This window comes from Ralstonia chuxiongensis (genome assembly GCF_024158925.1).
In the GTDB taxonomy this organism is placed as follows: Bacteria; Pseudomonadota; Gammaproteobacteria; order Burkholderiales; family Burkholderiaceae; genus Ralstonia; species Ralstonia chuxiongensis.
The window spans coordinates 269250-288038 of the sequence record NZ_JAMYWC010000006.1 but is presented as its reverse complement, the minus strand read 5'-3'; the positions used below and the strand labels follow the sequence as shown (position 1 = coordinate 288038).

At 64.9% G+C, this 18789-nt stretch carries 22 protein-coding genes and 1 pseudogene; 7 read left to right on the top strand and 16 right to left on the bottom strand.

Annotation, left to right across the window (positions count from 1 at the left end; translation table 11 throughout):
- Positions 1-28: 28 nt before the first annotated feature.
- The 9 genes from mdcH to mdcA form a co-directional block, all read right to left on the bottom strand.
- A complete protein-coding gene (gene mdcH / locus NKG59_RS20910; RefSeq protein ID WP_253540792.1) occupies positions 29-964 on the bottom strand; it encodes a malonate decarboxylase subunit epsilon in 936 nt (311 codons plus the stop codon).
- On the bottom strand, positions 961-1596 hold the full coding sequence (locus tag NKG59_RS20905) for a malonate decarboxylase holo-ACP synthase (RefSeq protein WP_253540790.1): 636 nt from the start codon (positions 1594-1596) through the stop codon (positions 961-963). Before NKG59_RS20905 ends, mdcH begins: the two co-directional genes overlap by 4 nt.
- Entirely contained in the window at positions 1593-2357 is a 765-nt protein-coding gene (gene madM / locus NKG59_RS20900; protein ID WP_045205633.1) for a malonate transporter subunit MadM, read from the bottom strand. The genes NKG59_RS20905 and madM overlap by 4 nt, the downstream gene beginning before the upstream one ends.
- Positions 2358-2368: 11 nt before the next feature.
- Complete coding sequence (gene madL, locus NKG59_RS20895; protein ID WP_045205634.1) at positions 2369-2776, bottom strand: malonate transporter subunit MadL; 408 nt, start codon at positions 2774-2776, stop codon at positions 2369-2371.
- A gap of 348 nt (positions 2777-3124) precedes the next feature.
- The gene (gene mdcE / locus NKG59_RS20890) at positions 3125-3955 is read right to left on the bottom strand and encodes a biotin-independent malonate decarboxylase subunit gamma (RefSeq protein WP_253540788.1); all 831 of its coding nucleotides are present in this window, start codon (positions 3953-3955) and stop codon (positions 3125-3127) included.
- Positions 3952-4797 carry a biotin-independent malonate decarboxylase subunit beta gene (locus NKG59_RS20885; protein ID WP_253540785.1) on the bottom strand — a complete coding sequence of 282 codons (846 nt, stop codon included), beginning with the start codon at positions 4795-4797 and terminating at the stop codon, positions 3952-3954. The genes mdcE and NKG59_RS20885 overlap by 4 nt, the downstream gene beginning before the upstream one ends.
- A gap of 10 nt (positions 4798-4807) precedes the next feature.
- Entirely contained in the window at positions 4808-5107 is a 300-nt protein-coding gene (locus tag NKG59_RS20880; RefSeq protein ID WP_045205637.1) for a malonate decarboxylase subunit delta, read from the bottom strand.
- Positions 5094-6023, bottom strand: coding sequence for a triphosphoribosyl-dephospho-CoA synthase (locus NKG59_RS20875; RefSeq protein WP_253540782.1), 930 nt, complete (start codon positions 6021-6023; stop codon positions 5094-5096). Before NKG59_RS20875 ends, NKG59_RS20880 begins: the two co-directional genes overlap by 14 nt.
- Positions 6023-7711, bottom strand: a complete 1689-nt coding sequence (gene mdcA / locus NKG59_RS20870) for a malonate decarboxylase subunit alpha (RefSeq protein ID WP_253540779.1) — start codon at positions 7709-7711, stop codon at positions 6023-6025. Before mdcA ends, NKG59_RS20875 begins: the two co-directional genes overlap by 1 nt.
- 165 nt (positions 7712-7876) lie before the next feature.
- On the opposite strand from mdcA, the gene NKG59_RS20865 reads away from it, so the two are divergent.
- Entirely contained in the window at positions 7877-8782 is a 906-nt protein-coding gene (locus NKG59_RS20865) for a LysR substrate-binding domain-containing protein (protein WP_024978032.1), read from the top strand.
- Between the two features lie 118 nt (positions 8783-8900).
- Here NKG59_RS20865 and NKG59_RS20860 read toward each other — a convergent pair whose 3' ends face one another.
- Both NKG59_RS20860 and NKG59_RS20855 read right to left on the bottom strand, forming a co-directional pair.
- On the bottom strand, positions 8901-9080 hold the full coding sequence (locus NKG59_RS20860) for a hypothetical protein (RefSeq protein ID WP_253540776.1): 180 nt from the start codon (positions 9078-9080) through the stop codon (positions 8901-8903).
- A gap of 361 nt (positions 9081-9441) precedes the next feature.
- On the bottom strand, positions 9442-10023 hold the full coding sequence (locus NKG59_RS20855) for a J domain-containing protein (protein ID WP_253540774.1): 582 nt from the start codon (positions 10021-10023) through the stop codon (positions 9442-9444).
- Positions 10024-10159: 136 nt separating this feature from the next.
- Between NKG59_RS20855 and NKG59_RS20850 the strand changes: the two genes are divergently transcribed.
- Both NKG59_RS20850 and NKG59_RS20845 read left to right on the top strand, forming a co-directional pair.
- The gene (locus NKG59_RS20850; protein WP_252694031.1) at positions 10160-10504 is read left to right on the top strand and encodes an ArsR/SmtB family transcription factor; all 345 of its coding nucleotides are present in this window, start codon (positions 10160-10162) and stop codon (positions 10502-10504) included.
- Complete coding sequence (locus NKG59_RS20845; protein ID WP_253540771.1) at positions 10494-11012, top strand: SRPBCC family protein; 519 nt, start codon at positions 10494-10496, stop codon at positions 11010-11012. The genes NKG59_RS20850 and NKG59_RS20845 overlap by 11 nt, the downstream gene beginning before the upstream one ends.
- A gap of 77 nt (positions 11013-11089) precedes the next feature.
- Here NKG59_RS20845 and NKG59_RS20840 read toward each other — a convergent pair.
- The 5 genes and pseudogenes from NKG59_RS20840 to NKG59_RS20820 all read right to left on the bottom strand — a co-directional run.
- Positions 11090-11221, bottom strand: a pseudogene (locus NKG59_RS20840) (cupredoxin domain-containing protein); the annotation flags it as partial.
- 15 nt (positions 11222-11236) lie between these two features.
- Positions 11237-12712, bottom strand: a complete 1476-nt coding sequence (locus NKG59_RS20835) for a YncE family protein (RefSeq protein WP_253540768.1) — start codon at positions 12710-12712, stop codon at positions 11237-11239.
- Entirely contained in the window at positions 12709-13191 is a 483-nt protein-coding gene (locus NKG59_RS20830) for a DUF305 domain-containing protein (protein WP_253540765.1), read from the bottom strand. The genes NKG59_RS20835 and NKG59_RS20830 overlap by 4 nt, the downstream gene beginning before the upstream one ends.
- A 187-nt stretch (positions 13192-13378) precedes the next feature.
- Positions 13379-13756, bottom strand: coding sequence for a cupredoxin domain-containing protein (locus tag NKG59_RS20825; protein WP_253540762.1), 378 nt, complete (start codon positions 13754-13756; stop codon positions 13379-13381).
- 1 nt (position 13757) lies between these two features.
- Complete coding sequence (locus tag NKG59_RS20820) at positions 13758-14717, bottom strand: metallophosphoesterase family protein (RefSeq protein WP_253540760.1); 960 nt, start codon at positions 14715-14717, stop codon at positions 13758-13760.
- A gap of 197 nt (positions 14718-14914) precedes the next feature.
- Here NKG59_RS20820 and NKG59_RS20815 point away from each other — a divergent pair, with 197 nt between their 5' ends.
- From NKG59_RS20815 to NKG59_RS20800, 4 genes are all read left to right on the top strand, one after another.
- Positions 14915-15550, top strand: coding sequence for an RNA polymerase sigma factor (locus tag NKG59_RS20815; protein WP_253540757.1), 636 nt, complete (start codon positions 14915-14917; stop codon positions 15548-15550).
- Positions 15540-16370, top strand: coding sequence for an anti-sigma factor family protein (locus NKG59_RS20810; protein WP_253540754.1), 831 nt, complete (start codon positions 15540-15542; stop codon positions 16368-16370). Before NKG59_RS20815 ends, NKG59_RS20810 begins: the two co-directional genes overlap by 11 nt.
- A gap of 227 nt (positions 16371-16597) precedes the next feature.
- On the top strand, positions 16598-18274 hold the full coding sequence (locus NKG59_RS20805; protein WP_253540751.1) for a methyl-accepting chemotaxis protein: 1677 nt from the start codon (positions 16598-16600) through the stop codon (positions 18272-18274).
- Positions 18275-18322: 48 nt separating this feature from the next.
- Entirely contained in the window at positions 18323-18787 is a 465-nt protein-coding gene (locus tag NKG59_RS20800; RefSeq protein ID WP_045205654.1) for a chemotaxis protein CheW, read from the top strand.
- Positions 18788-18789: the final 2 nt, after the last annotated feature.

Here is an 18789-nt window from a genome sequence, read left to right as displayed (position 1 = left end):
CCGCCGACAAATCTATGCTGCAGCCAATTCAAAGGCCATCCCCGCAGCGTTGGCGCTGTATCCGCACCCGCACCGCATCCAGTCCGCCGCCTGCATCCAGCACCGCATTGTCCGCAAACACACCCTGCGCCAGACGCGCCAGCGTGCCGCCACCCGGCACCTCCACCGCCATGCGCGCGCCGCGCTCGAGTGCATGCTGCAGCGTGTCGTGCCAAAGCACGGGCCGCGCCATGTTCCACGCAAGATCCTCGACGATGAGATTGGCGCGAAAGAGCGCTCGCGCCCGGCTGCTGCTGACGTAGGTGAGTTGCGGCGCGTGGGCCGTGACCTTTGCGGCGGCGGCAGCTAGCTCGGCAGCCTGTGCATCCAGCAGCGGGCAGTGCGACGGCACTGCCATGCACAGCCGCGTTGCCGTTGATGCGCCCGCCGCTTGCGCGCGCGCCATGACTTGCGTGAGCGCCGCATCGTTGCCCGCTACGACAATCTGCCGTTCCGCATTCAGGTTGGCGACATAGGCTGGCGTTGCGGCCGAGTTGACCTGCGCAACGATGGCAGCGACTTCGGGTTCGGTCAGCCCCGCCGTGACGGCCATGCCGTAACCGCTCGGATACGCGTCTTCCATGAGTTGCCCGCGCAGGCGGACCAGGCGCAGCGCATCGTTGAAATCAAGCACGCCCGCGATTACCGCTGCAGGCCACGCACCAATCGACAGGCCGGCCACCATGTCGGGCGCGGCGTCCTGCCGGACCAGCGTGCGCGCTACCGCAACACCGGCAATCAGCAGGCAGAGTTGAACGGCCACGGTCGACTGCAGTGCTTCTGTCGTATCCAGCGTGAGCGGGTCCGTACCCAGCACGTCGCCCGCTTCGGCCAGGGTCTGCACGACGGCCGGATCGACAGGCAACGCGTGCAGCATGCCCGCACGCTGACTGCCCTGGCCGGGAAACATGAAGAGCACGCTCATGCGAGTTCGCTCCACGGGTCTGCAACGAGGTGTGGGCCGTGATCGGTCTTGAGCAAGGTCTGGCGTGGCGAGGTCAGCCAGTCGCGCCACGCGAATCCACCGCGCCCGGTGTCGATCTGCAGGTCGACGCGGCATTCGGTTTCGGCCAGCACGTGCACGAGCTGATCGCGCTGCGCGGCCGACGGTGCATGCGGCATGCGCAGCACGAGATCGAGATCGCTGTCCGCATGCAGCACCGCCAAGCCGCTGGCGAGCGCAAAGCCCGCTCCGCCGGTCGGGCCCCACGCCCAGCCCAGCGCGTCGAGTTTTGGCGCAAGCGCACGCAAGGTGCGCAGTGCCGCAAACGGCGCGTCGGGTGCGATGGAGGCCGTTGTGGTCGCCAGCGCTTCGGGCGAGAGCACGCGCGTGATGGCGCTGGCGGCAACGGTGGCTGCACAGCGTTCATGCCGCGCACCGCCGCGCAGGCCGACCGGCACTGCACCATTGCTGCCGCGCGGCGCCCTTCGCACAACGACGGGCGCGCCTTGCCGGCATGCTGCAATGGCCCAGTCCGGCAAGGGTGCGCCATCCGCCGCCATGGGTGTCTCAGACACCCAAAGCAGATCGTGCGCGCGCAGCGGCGTCTGTGTCATCGCAGCAATGCCTGCGTGGCCAGGAACAGGATCGACGGCCCGAGCAGGCAACCGATACCCGTATGGAACGTCGCCACCAGCGAGCCGTAGGGCACCAGGCGCCGATCCGTGGCCGCCAGACCTGCCGACACGCCGCTGACCGTACCCGCCAACCCGCCGAACACCATGGCCGCGCGCGGGTTGTTCAAGCCCAGTGCTTTGGCCGCGAACGGCGTGCCGACCATCACCAGGATCGCCTTGACGAGCCCCGTGGCGATCGACAGCGCCATCACATCGGAGGTGGCCCCCAGCGCCGCACCGGTCACCGGTCCGACGATGTACGTGACGGCACCCGCGCCGATGGTGGTGACGCTCACCGGATCGGTGTAACCGAAGGCGTAGGCAACGCTGGCACCGACGATGAACGGCAGCACCGTGCCCAGCAGCAGCGAGATGGCGCCGATCATGCCCGCCTTGCGTGCCTCGGTCACCTGCACTTCAAAGGCCGTGGCAACGATGGCGAAGTCGCGCAGCATGGCACCGCCCATCAGGCCGATCCCGCCGAACAGCTTCAGGTCAGCCAGGCCGCGTTCGCCGCCGGTCTGCATGCCGCCCCAATAGGCGAGCACCAGCCCGATCATGATGGCGATGGCCGAGCCGTGCACGCGCCCAAACGTCAGCTTCTTGGACACCCACATCGACAGGCCCATGACGATGCCGACCAGCGCAAACGCCGCGACCAGCCCGTTGTGCTGCAGAACTTTCTCTAGCATTGACAGCATGGTGTGGCTCCTTAAGCGCGGGCTTGTTCGGATTCAGGCAGCGGGGGCAGGGGCCGCCGGTCTTCGGCGTTGCCTGTGCGGTTGATGAGTGCAATGCAGACACCGCACACGAGTACCGCGCCGATGGCGCCCAGCAGTGCGACAGGGCCGCCGCGCAGTGCCGTGACGACGTTCTGTGTGGCAGCCATCGCCACTACCACGGGGATGTACATCGCGCCCCAGAACGAGACGCCCGCCTCTGTGGCGGCAGGCATGAGCCCGTGCCTGTGCAGATAGAGCCGCGCGAAGATGAGCAGCAGCATGGCGATGCCCACGCCGCCCACATTGGCCTTCACGCCGATGGCCTGGCCGAGCAGGTCGCCCAGGAAGAGGCCGGCGAGATGACATAGCGCCAGCAGGGTTGTACCGTAGATGATCACTTCTTTGTCTCCTGAAGGAACGGCGATGGGTCGCCTGTTGTGCGTGTTTTGGTGATCGAGGGTTGAGGACTTTGTTTTGCTTTGCTGGTGCATCCTTTGTTTCATCCCCTGCCGGGGCTGACTTACTTTCTTTGTCTTGCCAAAGAAAGTAAGCAAAGAAAGGCGCGCCCAAGATGGCGACTTCTCCTTGAATTTCTGCAACCGGGCGGGGAAGGGGAAAACTCGCTGCGCTCAGACAGTTCCCCTTCCTTTTTCCGCCCGCTTGCAAAAATTCAAGGCGCCATCTAGGGCAGGTACGGCCACACCGTCTGGGCGCTTAGGTTTGCGCCCTGCAGGTGTTTCTATTCGCTATGCGTTTGCTGGCTGCGCGTTCCATTGCTTGCGCAGGCGTTTACGTACTTCTGACGACGCGCTGCGCAGTGGCGCGCCCAGGCGGCTTTCCAGCCCGCGCGATGGGTCGGCTGCGATATCGGCCAGCGCCGCTGCAAGCGCGGTCTGCACGGTATCGACGTCACCTGCATCGGGCGCGTCGGCAGACTTCACCTTCAGCAATTTCCACAGCAACCCGAGCGACGCGAAGCTGGCAATGTCGTACGCCATGGGCGGAATCTCTTGCGCGAGGCGTTCCAGATCGGCGACCGAGCGCAGCGTTACGCGCGCCGCCGCCGCCTTGCCCATGGCGTGCACCATCACCTCGGCATCGTCCAGGGCGAGCAGTCGGTTGGCTTGATAGCCATGTGCCAGCAATGCGCCCGACATGGCGCGACCGACGATGAGGCCGATGACGGGGTGGCCGGCCAATCGGGCAGCCGCGTAGGCATCCGCAGCTGCTGCCAGTGCGAGGTGGATGCCGTAGGCCTCTTCCCGGCGCCCGTAGGCTTGGCTTGCCACATCGATGACGGCGATGATGGCGCGCTTCTTTTCCTGCCCCGCATCTGCAGTCATGGCATCGCGCACGGCACGCGCAAGCTGCCAGCCTTCGATGAGGCCGACTTCACCGTTGCGTGCGCGGGGGAAGCGGTTCTGGGCATCGGGCACGACGGCGATGTAGCGCGCGGGCTGACCTGCGAGCGCCGCATCGACGACTTGCAGCGTGCTGCCGTAGCCCGCCACCTGCGTGCCGCCGGCAAGCGCGCGCATCCAGGTCGCGCCGCGCGTGGAAAGTTCGTTCTGGCTCATGCGACGTCCTTTGCATAGTGCGTGCGCACATCTTCTGCCGTGGCTTGGCGCGATGTGTCGACGGCGGCGAGTCGGGCGAGGTAGTGATCGATCTGCTCGCTGCGCTGGTGCTTGGGCGCGCCGGCGCGCAGCCACTCGATCACCTGCGCGCGGATGGCGACGGAATCGTCTTCGATGCAGACATCGGCCAGCCCGGTGGCGGCGCGTTGTTCGCCGCCCGTCAGGCTCCAGATGAAGGGGCGATCGCGCGAGTCGTATTCTTCAATGCCGGCTTCCTGCTCGATCACCTGTGGGCCGTTCAGGCCGAGGCGTGCCTCACGCGTCATCAGCAGGTAGCTGCACAGGCCTGCAGCGATGCTCATGCCGCCAAAGCAGCCGACTACGCCCGCCGTGATGCCGACCACCGGCCCGTACTCGCGCAGCGCACGGATGCCTGCGTGGATTTCAGCAATGGCGGCCAGGCCCAGGTTGGCTTCTTGCAGCCGCACGCCGCCGGTTTCGAAGACGATGACGGCGCGTGTGGGAATGCCGTTGCGGTTGTCTTCTGCCGCCAGCTCCAGCGCGCCGGCAATCTTGGCGCCGGACACCTCACCCATGCTGCCGCCCTGGAATGCGCCTTCAATGGCAAGCACCACGGCGGGCTGTCCGCCCAGCGTGCCGCGTGCCACCACCACGCCGTCGTCGGCCTGCGTGACGATGCCCTGGCGCGGCAGCCACGGCGAGGTCAATTGCTCGAACGGATCGAGCAGCTCGCGGAAGGTGCCAGGGTCGAGCAGGGTGATGGCGCGTCGGCGCGCATCGCGTTCGATAAAGCTGTCTCGTTCAATCGGGTTGCGCGACATGCGTGTCTCCTCAAGGCTGGGCGAGCGCTTCAAGCGCCTGCTCAAGCCGCAACCGGACCACGGCGGGTGTCGCGCCGAAGTCGTTGATGATGATCTTGGCCGCCGGCCACGCGTGCGAGCCGAACACGCGTGCAAGCTGCGCCTGCCACGTCGCGCTCATGCCGTTGACGGATGTAGTGATGGCCACGTCGATCTGGCCGGCGCTGCCGGGGGTCAGCAGCACTTCGAGGTCGCCCGAGCCGACTACGCCGGCATACGCGCGGCGCCCAGCGGGTGCGCCGCCGGTGAACTGAAAATCAAGATGCTCCATGTTCGGTTTCCTGATGAGCGGATTCGATGTCGGACGCGGCGTGCGCGCTTGCGGGCAGGCGGTCGAGGAAGAGTGCGGCAGCCAGCAAGTCGGCCGCGCCGCCGGGTGACACGTGCAGCGCCAGCATGTCTTGTTCAAGCGTGCGGAAAGCGCGGCGGCCTTGCGCTGTTGCCAAGCCGCCTTCTGCGCGCACGGTGGCCGCGCCCGTTTGCACGACGCGTAGCGCATCCGCGCCGCCGCGTGCGAGCACGCAGGTGTCGTCCAGTGCAGCCATGACGGCAAGCAATGCATCCACGCGTGCGTGGTCTTCGCGAATGCCTGCTGCACGCGCTTGGCGCAACGCCGGCAGCGCCACCTTGATCACATGCGGGAAGCCGGCGCTGGCCTGCCCCTTCGCACCGCCGACGCCATAGTCATTGCAGGCGCGCTCGCCCTTGTGGCCCGTGGAGACAGGCGCAAAGCGATCCGGAATGTTGGCCAGGCGTGCCGCGCGGCTTGCAACAGCGGCCGCGCCCAATGCATGCGGCGCTTGGCTCGCAGCCGTCACCAGCAAGCCTAGCGCCCAGATGGCGCCACGGTGCGTGTTGATGCCGCCCGTGGCATCGAGCATGGCCGCTTCGCCTTCGCGCCCCAGGCGGCCGATGCGCTCGCGCAGCGCGAGTTGTGCGCCGGCTTGCGTTTCGATCTGTGCGCCGGCCAACGCCATGGCTTCAAACGCCGGGCGCAGGGTTTGGGCGGAGTGCACCATTAGCGTCCAGTCGAGATCGTGATGCGCGCCGTTGCCACGCACATCCACAAGACCGGGTTTGGGCGACAGCGTTACCTCGTCGATGAGGGCGGACTCGACCAGCGCGGCCAACCGCTTTGCACGCGCTTTCGGGCTGGCTGGCAGAGGCCGTTGCAATGTCTTCTCCATTACCAGCTCCGGAAGCGTGCGGGCGGTTCGTACAGGCCGCCGGACCATTCGACCAGGTCGGCGATGCTCTTGGCGGCAAGCAGCTCGCGGCTGGCATCGCTGCGGCGCACGTCGAGGTCTTCGGGAAGGGCGATCAGGCCGTCGCGGCGCATCTGCTCGGTCTTGGACGTGTCGTGGCGCAGGCCGATCGACGTCACGCCCGCCACGGCGGCAATCATGGCGCGCCGCTCTTCCAGCGAGCGCGCCTTGTAGAGATATGCAATGCCGTCTTCGGTGAGCAGATGCGTGACGTCGTCGCCGTAGATCATGATGGGCGCGAGCGGCATGCCGCTTTGCTTGGCCACGGCCACCGCGTCGAGCGTGTCGACAAAGGTCGGCTTGCCGCCTTCCTGGAACGTCTCGACCATCTGCACGACGAGCTTCTTGCCGCGCTCGAGCATCGTCACCGGTTCGGTCATGTCGAGCCACGCAGGCGTGGCGTGGCGGCGGCCGCGCGGGTCGTGGCCCATGTTGGGCGCGCCGCCAAAGCCGGCCAGGCGCCCGCGCGTGACGGTGGACGAATGCCCGTCGCCATCTACCTGCAGCGTCGCGCCAATGAACAGGTCGACCGCATACTGGCCGGCGAGCTGGCACAGCATGCGATTCGAGCGCAGCGAGCCGTCGCGGCCGGTGAAGAACACATCGGGGCGCGCGGCCACGTAGCGTTCCATGCCGAGTTCCGTGCCGAAGCAGTGCACGCTTTCCACCCAGCCCGATTCAATGGCGGGAATGAGCGTCGGGTGCGGGTTCAGCGTCCAGTTGCGGCAGATCTTGCCCTTGAGGCCCAGGCGCTCGCCATACGTCGGCAGGATCAGCTCGATGGCGGCGGTGTTGAAGCCAATGCCGTGGTTGAGCGACTGCACGTTGTGCCGCTGGTAGATGCCGCGAATCGCCATCATCGCCATCAGCACGTGCACGGGTTTGATGAGGCGCGGGTCGCGTGTGAACAGCGGCTCGATGTAGAACGGCTTGTCGGCCTGCACGATGAAGTCGACCCACGAGCCGGGAATGTCGACGCGCGGCAAGCCGGCCGGATCATCGACGATCTCGTTGACCTGCACGATGACGATGCCGTCGGAAAACGCGGTGGGCTCAACCAGCGCGGGCGTGTCTTCGGTGCTCGGGCCGGTGTAGATGTTGCCGTCGCGGTCGGCCTTGAAGCCGGCCACCAGCGACACGTTGGGAATCAGGTCCACCACCAGCCGCGCATACAGCTCGATGTAGGTGTGGATGGCGCCAACTTCCAGCAGCCCGTCGGCCAACAACTGGCTGATGCGCAGGCTCTGCGGCCCCGCAAACGAGAAGTCCAGCTTGTGAGCGATGCCGGCTTCGAAAATGTCGAGGTGTTCGGCCCGGCTCACGCTCGGCATGATCATGTGCAGATCGTGCAGGCGCTCGGGGTTGACCTTGGCCAGCGAGCGCGAGAGGAAATCTGCCTGCTTCTGGTTGTTGCCTTCCAGCACGACACGATCGCCCGGGGCGAGCAGCGCTTCGAGTGCGGCGACGATATCGCTGGTGGGAATGACCTTGCCGTTGGCAATACGCCGGGCTGCAGTCAGGCGGCGTTCTTTCTCATCGCGCCGGCGGCGCCATTGGGGCGGGATGGGTGCGTTGGCCCCGTTTGCCGATTGGGTGGGCATCGGTTGCATTGGGTGGCGTCTCCAGCCTTGATTGATTTGATGCCCTGTACCGTAGGCGGGAACCCCGTGCGCTTCAATCAACCTAGACGCAGTTTCATTAACTTGAAGTTAATGAAACAATGGCCGATTCTGATAGCAGCGCGCCGACAGAACGCGCCCGGACAAGACCCAGCCATGGCAATCGATGAAGACATCACCCTGAAGAAGCTGGAGGTGTTCCAGTCGTTCATGACGCTGGGCAACATGGCGCGTGTGTCGGAAGCGCTCGGGCAAAGCACGGTGAGCGTGCACCGCGCGCTGCATTCGCTGGAGGAAGGTTTGCGCTGCCCGCTGTTCAAGCGCGATGGCCGCAAGCTGATTCCGCTGTCGACCGCCTATGTGTTTGCAGAACACGTGGAGCGCATCCTGGCCGAGTGCGAAGCCGGTGTGCGCCGCACGCGCGAAGCGGCGGGGTTCTCTTCGACCACGCTGAAGATCGGCGGGCTGTATTCGATGACGGTGGGCACGTTGCCGCGCATCTTTGCGGGCCTGAAGACGCGCCGCTCCGCGCTCGACATCGAACTCACGCTGGGCTCAAACCGCAGCCTGCTCGCCAAGCTGGAAGACGGCCAGCTCGACGCCATCGTCATCGCACTGGGCGAGCCGCTGCGCAATCCCGATCTGCTGACCGTGCCGATGTTTGCCGACGAGATCCTGTTTGCCGCGCCGCTCGGCTCGCCGTATGCGTCGTCAGCGGAGATTGACTTGCAAACCGTGCGCAGCGAAAAGTTCGTCGCGCTCGGCGACGATTTTGCGACGTATCACGATTTCATGGCCGCCTTCGACAAGGCCGGCTTTGCGCCGCAGATTGCCCTGCGCGTGGGCGATATCTTCTCGCTCATGAACCTCGTTAGCGGCGGCATCGGCTACGCGTTGCTGCCCCGTCGCGTGGCTGATTTCAGCCCCAAGGTGCAGCTGATTCCGCTGGCCGCGCGTTATGCGATCAGCCAGCACATCGTGCTGGTGATGCAGCGCAATCGCGAGCGCGATCCGAACCTGTTGGCGTTGTCGGCGGAGTGTCGTTTGCTGGGCGCGAGGTAGCGCGGGCCGAGCGGCGCACCAAGCTTCAGGGTGATGGGTGGGCGAGCCCAGGCAAGCCCCGCACCGATGCTGCAACATCGGCGCGAGTAGACCTCATGCGCCTGGGTCGCCCATGAAGTCAGCGTTGTTGATCCGGATGTTCTGGCGCAGGCGTCGCGCCTGTATCGCACGTGTTGCCCGCGGCGTTGCGGCTGAACATCGCGCGCAGGAATCTACGCGCAGACAGCACGCCTTTCTGATATTCGCTAAGCGCGTCGCCAGCAGGTGAGTTGGTGGCGTGGGAGATCGAGCGGGTCACGGCATTCCTCTTCATGTGATGAGCGGAACCGCGCCCAACCCTTGGGAGGGGTGGGCGAGCACAGGCAGGTTTGGAACACCGAGACATAACGATCGGCACGGCCGAAGCCGTACAAGCCTGGCTCGCCCAATGAGGGAGACGAAGCCAAGCCATAGCGGTTGAGGACAAGCACCTATGCCCGGCGCTTGCCCGTTATGTCCGAGGGTTCCAAGCCTCGATCGCTTTCTCTATGGCACGGAAAACGATGGCGCAGAGTGTACCGATGGCTGCTTCGTCTGAGCAGGGGCGAAACTATAAATCAGAATCGGCGTATGCCTGGTCGGATGTGTCCCGACGCTCTACGCTCGTGAAAGCTCGGCAGCTATTGCCGCAGGCCAAACAACCCTTGCCAGAACGTCTCGAACGCGCTTGAGTGCCGCTGGGGCGAAGTCGCTTCATCGGACGGGATCGTCGATTCACTGTCGGGCGTGTCTGTGGTGGCCACGTTGTCGCGCCGTGCTTCCTGCAAGGCCCACACGCTGTCGGCAATGCGCGCGGCAAGTTCTGCATCGCAGTCCCGGCCAAGCAGCACGCCGAACAGGACGTCGCGATTGTGGCCCTCGTCGGCAAAGCGCATGGCCGTGGCGACCATCTTTTCGTAATGCTCCTGCGCAAGGCGCTCGCGCTCGCGTTGCGCTTCCCGCTCCTGTGCTTCCTGCGCATCACGCTCCGCTTGCCAGCGCTGCATTTCCTGCGCGAAGACCTCGTCGTACACGCGGCGCTGTTCAGCGTCGGAGAGGATGGCGTAGGCTTCGCGAATTTCCTGGAACGCCGCATAGGCCTCGGCTTCGCGGCCGAGGTTGCGGTCGGGATGCCACTTCATCGTGGCGCGGCGGTAAGCGCGCTTGATTTCGTCCAGGGTCGCGTCCGGCTGCACGCCGAGTGTCGCGTAGATGGTCGTCATGTGCGGTGTGGCTGCTGCCGGGGGGAAGGTCATCCTAGCATGGGTGTGTGTGCATGCTGACCGGCCGCGCACCTGCGTTACAACATGCTGTCGAACCCGGTTGCATCAACGCATTCTCACGTATATAGTTAGCCAAATGGATAACAATGGAATTGCGCTAGACGCGGTATTTCACGCGCTTTCGGACCCAACGCGCAGGGCAGTTATTCAGCGGCTCGGCGAAGGGCCCGCGACGGTGAGTGAACTGGCAGAGCCATTCGACATGGCGCTGCCGTCATTCATGAAGCACATGCGGGTGCTGGAAGGCGTCGGGCTGGTCAGCTCGCAGAAGAGCGGCCGAATCCGGACGTGCACGCTTGAGCGCAAGAAGCTGGCCGCAGCCGAGCGCTGGTTTGAGAAGCAGCACGCGATCTGGGCGAGCAGGTACAGCAATCTGGACAACCTCTTAGAGAAACTCCAAGGAGAAAACAATGAAGGCTGATCTTCGGTTTGATTTCCTCGTCGACATGCAAAAGAGCAGCCTCACCGTGAGGCGAGAGTTCGCGGCGAAGCGCCAGCTAGTGTGGGATTGCCATACAAAGCGCGAATTGCTCGATCAGTGGTTTGCGCCCAAGCCGCTCGCCACCAAGACCAAGCATATGGAATTCAAGGAAGGCGGCTACTGGCACTACGCCATGATCACGCCCGATGGAGAGTCATTCTGGAGCCGTCTGGACTATCAGAAGATCAACCCGATCGACAGCTATGCGGCCATTGATGGTTTTTCTGATGAAACCGGCGCCGTGAATCCGCATATGCCTCGCGCCCGCTGGGATGTCACCTTTGCCGATGCGAACGAACGCACCCTCGTCACGACTGTGGTGCTGTACAACTCGCCGGAAGACGTGCAGAAGGTTATCGACATGGGGATGAAAGACGGCATGACCTCCACCATGGAGCGACTCGACGAACTGCTGCTGACGCTGGCTGAGCCGGACGCGCTGGCTTAAGGCAGCGCTCGCAGATGAAAACGCCCCGACTTGTTCGGGGCGTTTTGCGTTGGGCGTCGGGCGCTGGCCGCTGCGCTTCAGGTGACGGTCAATGTTCCATTCATCGTCTCGTGGCCCGAGCCGCAGAAGATGTCGCACAGGAAATCAAACGTGCCGGTCTTGTCCGGCGTGAGCGCCAGCCGCACGGTCTGCCCCGGCACGAACGCCGCAGGGGCGCACATTGCCTAGCGCGCCTGAATCTGCACCGCAGTCCCAAGCTTGCCGGACACCACCGGTGCAATCACAAGATACCGGCGCGTGTTGCCAGCGTCCGCGTTGCCAGGCGTGACCACCTGCCGAATCTGCCCGATCGAGTTGACGATGGCGCCACCGGCCGGGTTGGTCATGAAGCTCGCCAGGGTCTCAAGCGGGCCGCTGCCATCCGCATTCTGTGACAAGGCAATCGCATAGGGCTGCTTCGGCTGCAATCCGGTCACCGATGCCTGGAACACCTGGACGAGCCCCTGATCGAACAGCGCCACGCTGGTGGGGGCGGCCGATGCGTCGGACTTGTCTGCGGCGGCCGGTACGAGTGCGAGAGGGCTGACCTGCCCCGCTGTGCCAAGCGGTTGCAGGTTCTCCGTGCCGTTGCCTTCCGGCACAGCGTTCGGCACGTACGTCAGCGCCTGCGGTGCCTGCCCAATCGGAACAGTCGATACGACCTTGTTCGTCAGTGTGTCGATGACGGCCAGTGCGTCGTCATTCTCCAGGCCGACATAGATGCGGGTGCCGTCACCGGACGGCCATAGACCGTGCGGAAGCTTGCCGACGGGAATCGTCGCGACCTGTTCGAAATTGTCGGTCCGGAATACCTTGATCTGATTCGTGCCGCCGATCGTCACATAGGCAAACGTGCCCTTGGCGTTATGCGCGAAGTTGACGTGGTTGGTGATGGGCCCGGTCTCGAACGACGTGATCGCATTGAACGGCGGGCGGGCGTTGAATACCTGCACCTTGCCGATGTCCTTCAATGTGAACCACACCTGCTTGCCATCCGGCGTGGCAGCAATGTTGGGACAGAACGGCGATTCCTGTTTGATGTGTCCCACGATCTTGTGATCAGCCGTCGAGATCACGACCGTTTCCGGATTGAACGACGAGCACACGTAGCCGTACTTGCCGTCCGGCGAGAAGATCTGCATGCCAGGGCCCGCCGGTACGGTAACGCGCGCCTTCTCTGCATAGGTATTGGCATCGAGCACGGCGATGTAGTTTTCGCCGCGCACGGTCACCCAGACCTCGCTGCCATCCGGCGTGTAGAACGCTTCGTGAGGCGAGCGGCCAACATACGTGGTGTGTTTGACGGCGTTGGTCTGCGTATCGATGAACGTGACCGAGTTGGAGCCGATGGAGACCACCGCCAAGGTCCGGTGATCTGGCGAGAAGCCCATGCCGTGCACCAGCACCTGTCCGCGATAGAGCGGGCTGAAGTTGCCGGGCGCAGGATCGCCCAGCTTGATCACACCCAGGAGCGTGTTGCTGGCGGGGTCCGTGACGGACACCGTGTTCGAGAATTGCTCGGCCGCGTAGACGCGATCCCTGTGGCTGATGGGAATGTCAGGCGAGGCAAGGGATGCGGGTGCCTGCCCGGCGCTGGCGCTCGCGGCGCACGTGATGGCCGCTGCGGCAAGCGCCGTGGCAACAAACAGTCGGTTCTTCATCGGTCTTCCTGTTGAGGGGTGGCGGTGTGGGCGTGATGCGCCGCATGGGATGCGGGCGCAGTCGTTGCGGAGGCCGGGCGGAGCTGCGTGGGGACCGGTGCCGACGGGGGCGGCGGCTGGCCAAGCGCCAAGCGCATCGCTGCAATCTCTTGCTGTTGCGCGACGACGATTTCCTGCGCGATGCGGCGCAGTTGTTCGTTCTGGCCGTAGCGCAGGTAGGCCACGGCCATGTCGATGGCGCCCTGGTGATGTGGCGTCATCATCGCGACGAAATCCTGGTCGATGTTGCCGCTGGGCTTCGGGGCCATGCCGTCCATCATCTTTGTCATGGCGACATCGTTTTCGGCGAGGAAGGCCTGCTCGCGATTGGCCTGTGGCGGCGCCTCCTGCGCAACTGCAGCGTGCGTCCCGATGCCTGACATGAGTGTGAACACAGCAAACAGCAACGTGCGTAGACGACGCTTCGAACGTGACGACATGTAGGTCCTCCAGAGTGCGGGTCGATGGCGTGCTAGTGGAGTAAACACCGTAGGCCGACGGTTTATTCCCGCGCGTCGTAAAGAATCTGTATGCCGCTGCAAGCGCGTCATGCGTGCATCCTGTCAATGAAAACGCCCCGAACAGGTCGGGGCGTTTTACTTCGCTTTCTTCTTTGCTCTTTGCGCTTCAGGTGACGGTCAATGTTCCATTCATCGTCTCGTGGCCCGAGCCGCAGAAGATGTCGCACAGGAAGTCAAACGTGCCGGTCTTGTCCGGCGTGAGCGCCAGCCGCACGGTCTGCCCTGGCACGACGTCGGCGCGCACGTTGAAATCCGGAATCGAAAAACCCATCAGGATGTCCTGCCCGGTCAGCTCGAACACCACGGGCACGCCGCGCTTGAGCGTGATCTTGTCAGGTGTGAAGGTGAACTTGCGCGCGTGCACGCGAATGACCGTCGGCCCCTCGCCATGCGCAACACAGGCGAGTGCCGCACCTGCCGCGAGCACGGTGAACTGACGCAGCGCCAGCCGGCGCTTGGGGTTGTGTGCAATGAAGGGGCGCATGTCAGGTGGTCTCCGGCGTCTTGGTGATGGTGGCTTCGCTGCTCGGCTGGATCGGCTGTTCGGCCAGCGCCCAGGTGGCGGTGTCCTGCTGGCCGTGCTCGGTGATGCTGCGCCAGCCCAGGCCGCGATACGGCGCGGCGGCATCCCACGGGATCGGGTTGCGTTTTGCCTGCGAGCCCGGCGGGGGTGGCGCGGGTAGCGGAAACATCAGCGAGCGTGCCGAGTGGTGCGCAATGTGCCCCGTCATGTGATGGTGTTCCTGGTGGATGTGGCCGTAGAACACCGTCACGTTCGGGTGCGGCATCAACAGGTCGATGACCTGCTGGCCGTCGCGCGTGGCCCAGTCCCATTGCGGGTAGAGATCGAACAGCGGCCGATGCGTGAACACGACGATGGGCGTGTGCTCGGGCACGGAACGCACATCCGCCGCCAGCCACGCGAGCTGTGCTTCGCCCACGCGTGCCGATGGGTCGGACACGTTGTCGATGGCGATGAAATGCACGCCCTTGTGATCGAACGAATAATGCGTGCGGCCGAAGAATTCGATATAAGCCTCGCCGTTGTCGAGCGAGGCATCGTGCTCGCCGGGCATGTAATGCACCACCGGCACCTTGATCTTGGCGGCAATGTCGCGAAACTCGGCCAGGCGCTTGCGACGCTCGGCTGGGTCGTCGCTGATGTGGCTCAGGTCGCCCGTGAAGATGACAAAGTCCGGCGCGGGCGACAACGCGTTTACCGCCGCGATCGCCTTGGGCAGGGTGCCTTGCGAATCCGGATTGGGCGCGCCCTTGAAGCCCCAGTGGATGTCGGATAACTGCACGAAGTAGAAATCGTCCTGCTTGGTGCCGGCGGCGCGCGTGGTGGCCGCCATCGCCTGCCAGCCGGGCAGGCCGGATGCGTACACCAGACCGCCGACCGCGGCCAGTTGCAGGAACTGGCGTCGTCCGGGTTGCTTGCTCATGGGTGTCCCCTGCAATAGATGACTGAGTTGGGTAGCGGCCCAGCGCGATGGCAATGAAGGAAGCGCCGGTCCTGCCTGTCATACCGGCTGGGGTGCCCGCGTATTCCACAAGATTGGCGTTTTCACAAAATTTCTTCGGCGCGGGAATAAACTGGATCGCACCCCGGTATACGGAGGTCAACCGCCTCCAGGCCGCCATGCCCGACCTGCCAGACCCCACGCTCGATCTGCCCACCGACGCCCAGCGCTTTGCGCAGGCGGTGCTGCCGCATGTCGACGCCGCCTACAACCTGGCGCGCTGGCTCTCGGGTGACGCGCAAGACGCCGACGACATCGTCCAGGAAGCCTGCCTGCGCGCATTCCGGCTGTTTGGCGGGTTTCGCGGCGGCGACGGCCGCCCGTGGCTGCTGGCCATCGTGCGCAACACGTGGTTTTCGGAATGCGCGCGCCGCAAGCAGGCACCGGCCCAGCCGTGGGATGACGACGCGGCTGCTGGCCAGGCGAGCGACGACAGCGCCAGCTATGGCGTCGACCCCGCCGCGCTGCTCGCCCGCATCGACGATGTGCGCCGCGTGCATGCAGCGCTGGCGCAGTTGCCGGTGCCGTATCGCGAGGTACTCGTGCTGCGCGAGCTGGAAGACCTGCCGTACCGCGACATTGCCGCCGTGGTGGACGCGCCCATCGGTACGGTCATGTCGCGGCTGGCGCGTGCTCGGCAGCAACTCGCACGCCTGCTCACGGAAGACAACGCGCAACCGCGCGCCAATGTGACGCCCATCCGAGCATCGGGCGGTCTGGGAAACAGCACCAAGGAGTTCCGCCATGAACTGTGACGACATCCGCGCGCTGTTGGCTGCCCGCGCCGATGGCGAACTCGGAGCGGCCGACAGCCTGCGCATGGAAGCGCATCTAGCCACGTGTGCCGCTTGTACCGACATTGCGGCGCGCCACGATGGTGTGGTGCGTGCGCTGCGGCAGGGCTTGCGTGCGCCGGCGCTATACATGAAGGCGCCGGCGGGTTTGAACCAGCGTGTATTGCAAGCGGTGCAGGCCGCGCAGGCGGAGGCTGGCGTGCGCCCCGAATCGCCCAGCCCGCGCGCGCCGCGCCGGACGGAATCACCATGGCGGCACTTGGCCAATTGGTTGGTCACGCCATCTCGGGGGCTCGGCTTGGGATTGGGCGCAGGCGCGCTCGCGGCGATAGCACTCGGTGTGGGCGTGCTGGTTGGCCGGCCCGATACCGCTGCGCTTACCGCGCACGACATCACCGCCAGCCATGTGCGGGCGCTGCTGGGCGCGCGGGAGACCGACGTACTGTCGTCCGATCGCCACACGGTCAAGCCGTGGTTCAACGGCCGTATCGACTATGCGCCGCCCGTTACCGACCTTGCCGCCCGCGGGTTCCCGCTCATCGGCGGGCGGCTGGACTACATCGACGGGCGTCCGGTGGCGGTGCTGGTCTACCGCTCCGCGAAGCATCCCGTCGACTTGTATGTACGCCCCGAGGCCGGCAGCGACACCGAGCCCACGCTGCGCACCGAGCGCGGCTACCAGTTGATGGTCTGGCGCACTGCCGGCATGGGCTACTGGGCCATCACCGATGCCTCTGCCGACGTGGTGCAAGCGTTTGCGCATGCCCTGCGGGGCGGTTGAGACGATCGCGCAGACGCCGCCTATGTGCGCGCCTGTGCTCAATGGGCGGCGCGTCAATCTTGACCTGGCAGGGGCTTACCCTTGTATTGACGCGGAATCACACAGGTTTCGGTTCCGGTGACCGATACGTTCCTTTACCATTCCAAACAGTCCTGTGTGGCGCGCTCCTGGCCGCTTTCACGTCTTTTCGCCACGGCTTTCTTGTCGGTTTCTTCTAGGTTTCAAACATGGTCTCTGCGACGCCCCGCATCAACAACGCAACCCTGTCAGGCATGCTTGGCGGCGGCCGCTTCTCACTTGGCAACCGCATCGTCTTGAGCTTCGGTGTGCTGTTCATTTTGATGGTCATCATGGCGGCGGTGTCGTACACGCGGCTCCGCGCGATTGACGAAGAGGCCATGAGCCTGGAGCGCGATTCGGTACCGGGTTTGTATTTGTCGACATCGCTGCGCGCGGCGACGCGCAGTAGCCAGGCGATGCTCGAACGTGCATTGTTTGTCGATACCGATCCAGATGCCGTGCGGCGCGATCTGGACCGCGCGGCCAAAAGCGTGCGGGAGCTGGATCAATACTCGACCGCCTACGATGCCACCATCTTCCGCGAGGATGACCGCCAGCGGTTCCGTGTGTATCGCGCCGCCATCGACAAATACCTGGTCATGTTCAACGACGCTGTGCAACAGGCGGCCAAATCCCGGCCGGCTGCACAGGTTGTGGCGCAACGTGCCATTCCTGCCTGGGAAGAGGCCGTGAAGGTTGCCGAACAGCTCGTGACCGACAACCGCGCGGCAGCCGACCAATCGGCGCAGCAGATTCGCGGTTCCGTACAGAGCACCGAGGTGACACTGGCCGTGGCGCTTGGCGTGGTGTTGCTCGCCGCGCTGGTGTTGGGCTATGCGCTGTTCAAGGCGATTACGGTGCCGATGGCCCGTGTGGTGGATGCGCACGATGACATGCGCACCGGTAACCTGTCTGGCCGGCTCGATCTGCGCCGCAACGATGAGTTCGGCACGCTGGAAGAAGGCTTCAACCGCATGGCCGAAGAGCTGGCGAGCTTGGTGTCGCAGGCGCAGAAGTCTTCCCTGCAGGTGACGACGTCCGTGGCCGAGATTGCCGCCACCTCCAAGGAGCAGCAGGCCACCGCCGCCGAGACCGCCGCGACGACCACCGAGATCGGCGCCACCTCGCGTGAGATCTTTGCCACATCCCGCGACCTGCTGCGCACGATGAACGAGGTGTCGAGCGTGGCCGAGCAATCCGCCACGCTGGCCGGTGCCAGCCAGAGCGGCCTCACGCGCATGGAAGACACCATGCGCGGCGTGATGGAAGCTGCGGGTTCGGTGAACGCCAAACTGGCGATCCTCAATGAAAAGGCGACCAACATCAACCAGGTGGTGTCGACCATCACCAAGGTGGCTGACCAGACGAACCTGCTGTCGCTTAACGCGGCTATTGAGGCGGAGAAAGCTGGCGAATACGGCCGCGGGTTTGCGGTGGTGGCCACGGAAATCCGCCGGCTGGCCGACCAGACCGCAGTCGCCACCTACGACATTGAGCAGACGGTCAAGGAAATCCAGTCGGCCGTTTCCGCAGGCGTGATGGGCATGGACAAGTTCTCGGAAGAGGTGCGACGCGGTATGCGTGACGTGCAGCAGGTCGGCACGCAGCTCTCCCAGATCATTACCGAAGTGCAGACGCTGGCGCCGCGCTTCCAGATGGTGAACGAGGGCATGCAGACGCAGGCCACCGGCGCCGAGCAGATTACGCAGGCGCTGTCGCAGTTGTCCGAAGCCGCGCAGCAGACGGCGGAATCGCTGCGCCAGTCGTCGCAGGCGATTGATGACCTGACGCTAGTGGCCAACCAGCTTCGTACCGGCGTGTCGCGCTTCAAGATCGAAGCCTGACCCGCCGCGCATCCGCATTGAGGTGTCTTTGCCGTAGCGAGAATCGCCATGCTTTATCTCCTGTTCCAGCTCGATGGCGACCGCTATGCGCTCAACGTGGCGCAGATTGCTGAAGTGCTGCCCTTGGCCGCCACCAAGTCGATTCCCGGTGCGCCAGCGTGGGTGGCGGGCGTGATTGAACGGCATGGCGCGCCCGTGCCGGTGATCGACGTGCCGCAGCTTGCCTTGGGCCGCCCCGCGCGGCCGTTGCGCTCGACGCGGCTGGTGCTGGTGCGCTATGAATCCGGCACCCGTGGCGACGAAGCACCGCTGCTGGGCCTGATGCTCGAGCACGCAACGCACACGCGACGTATCGATGATGCGCACTTTGCCGACAGCGGTGTCGCCACGCCCAATGCGCGCTGGCTCGGTTCCGTGGCAAGCCTGGACGACGGCCTCGTGCAGCGGGTCGATACCGAGGCGGTGCTCGACGCGCGCGTGCGTGCGTTGCTGTTTCCGGCCACCGTTGGCTGATC

What these genes read in the sequence shown, in the direction of transcription:
- mdcE (WP_253540788.1), bottom strand. Translation starts at nt 3,955, where the DNA reads ATGAGCCAGAACGAACTTTCCACGCGCGGCGCGACCTGGATGCGCGCG.
- NKG59_RS20835 (WP_253540768.1), bottom strand. Translation starts at nt 12,712, where the DNA reads ATGAAGAACCGACTGTTTGTTGCCACGGCGCTTGCCGCAGCGGCCATC.
- NKG59_RS20855 (WP_253540774.1), bottom strand. Translation starts at nt 10,023, where the DNA reads ATGACGACCATCTACGCGACACTCGGCGTGCAGCCGGACGCGACCCTG.
- NKG59_RS20865 (WP_024978032.1), top strand. Translation starts at nt 7,877, where the DNA reads ATGGCAATCGATGAAGACATCACCCTGAAGAAGCTGGAGGTGTTCCAG.
- madM (WP_045205633.1), bottom strand. Translation starts at nt 2,357, where the DNA reads ATGCTGTCAATGCTAGAGAAAGTTCTGCAGCACAACGGGCTGGTCGCG.
- NKG59_RS20825 (WP_253540762.1), bottom strand. Translation starts at nt 13,756, where the DNA reads ATGCGCCCCTTCATTGCACACAACCCCAAGCGCCGGCTGGCGCTGCGT.
- NKG59_RS20820 (WP_253540760.1), bottom strand. Translation starts at nt 14,717, where the DNA reads ATGAGCAAGCAACCCGGACGACGCCAGTTCCTGCAACTGGCCGCGGTC.
- NKG59_RS20850 (WP_252694031.1), top strand. Translation starts at nt 10,160, where the DNA reads ATGGATAACAATGGAATTGCGCTAGACGCGGTATTTCACGCGCTTTCG.
- NKG59_RS20800 (WP_045205654.1), top strand. Translation starts at nt 18,323, where the DNA reads ATGCTTTATCTCCTGTTCCAGCTCGATGGCGACCGCTATGCGCTCAAC.
- NKG59_RS20830 (WP_253540765.1), bottom strand. Translation starts at nt 13,191, where the DNA reads ATGTCGTCACGTTCGAAGCGTCGTCTACGCACGTTGCTGTTTGCTGTG.
- NKG59_RS20805 (WP_253540751.1), top strand. Translation starts at nt 16,598, where the DNA reads ATGGTCTCTGCGACGCCCCGCATCAACAACGCAACCCTGTCAGGCATG.
- NKG59_RS20845 (WP_253540771.1), top strand. Translation starts at nt 10,494, where the DNA reads ATGAAGGCTGATCTTCGGTTTGATTTCCTCGTCGACATGCAAAAGAGC.
- NKG59_RS20875 (WP_253540782.1), bottom strand. Translation starts at nt 6,023, where the DNA reads ATGGAGAAGACATTGCAACGGCCTCTGCCAGCCAGCCCGAAAGCGCGT.
- NKG59_RS20905 (WP_253540790.1), bottom strand. Translation starts at nt 1,596, where the DNA reads ATGACACAGACGCCGCTGCGCGCGCACGATCTGCTTTGGGTGTCTGAG.
- NKG59_RS20880 (WP_045205637.1), bottom strand. Translation starts at nt 5,107, where the DNA reads ATGGAGCATCTTGATTTTCAGTTCACCGGCGGCGCACCCGCTGGGCGC.
- mdcA (WP_253540779.1), bottom strand. Translation starts at nt 7,711, where the DNA reads ATGCAACCGATGCCCACCCAATCGGCAAACGGGGCCAACGCACCCATC.
- mdcH (WP_253540792.1), bottom strand. Translation starts at nt 964, where the DNA reads ATGAGCGTGCTCTTCATGTTTCCCGGCCAGGGCAGTCAGCGTGCGGGC.
- NKG59_RS20815 (WP_253540757.1), top strand. Translation starts at nt 14,915, where the DNA reads ATGCCCGACCTGCCAGACCCCACGCTCGATCTGCCCACCGACGCCCAG.
- NKG59_RS20810 (WP_253540754.1), top strand. Translation starts at nt 15,540, where the DNA reads ATGAACTGTGACGACATCCGCGCGCTGTTGGCTGCCCGCGCCGATGGC.
- NKG59_RS20885 (WP_253540785.1), bottom strand. Translation starts at nt 4,797, where the DNA reads ATGTCGCGCAACCCGATTGAACGAGACAGCTTTATCGAACGCGATGCG.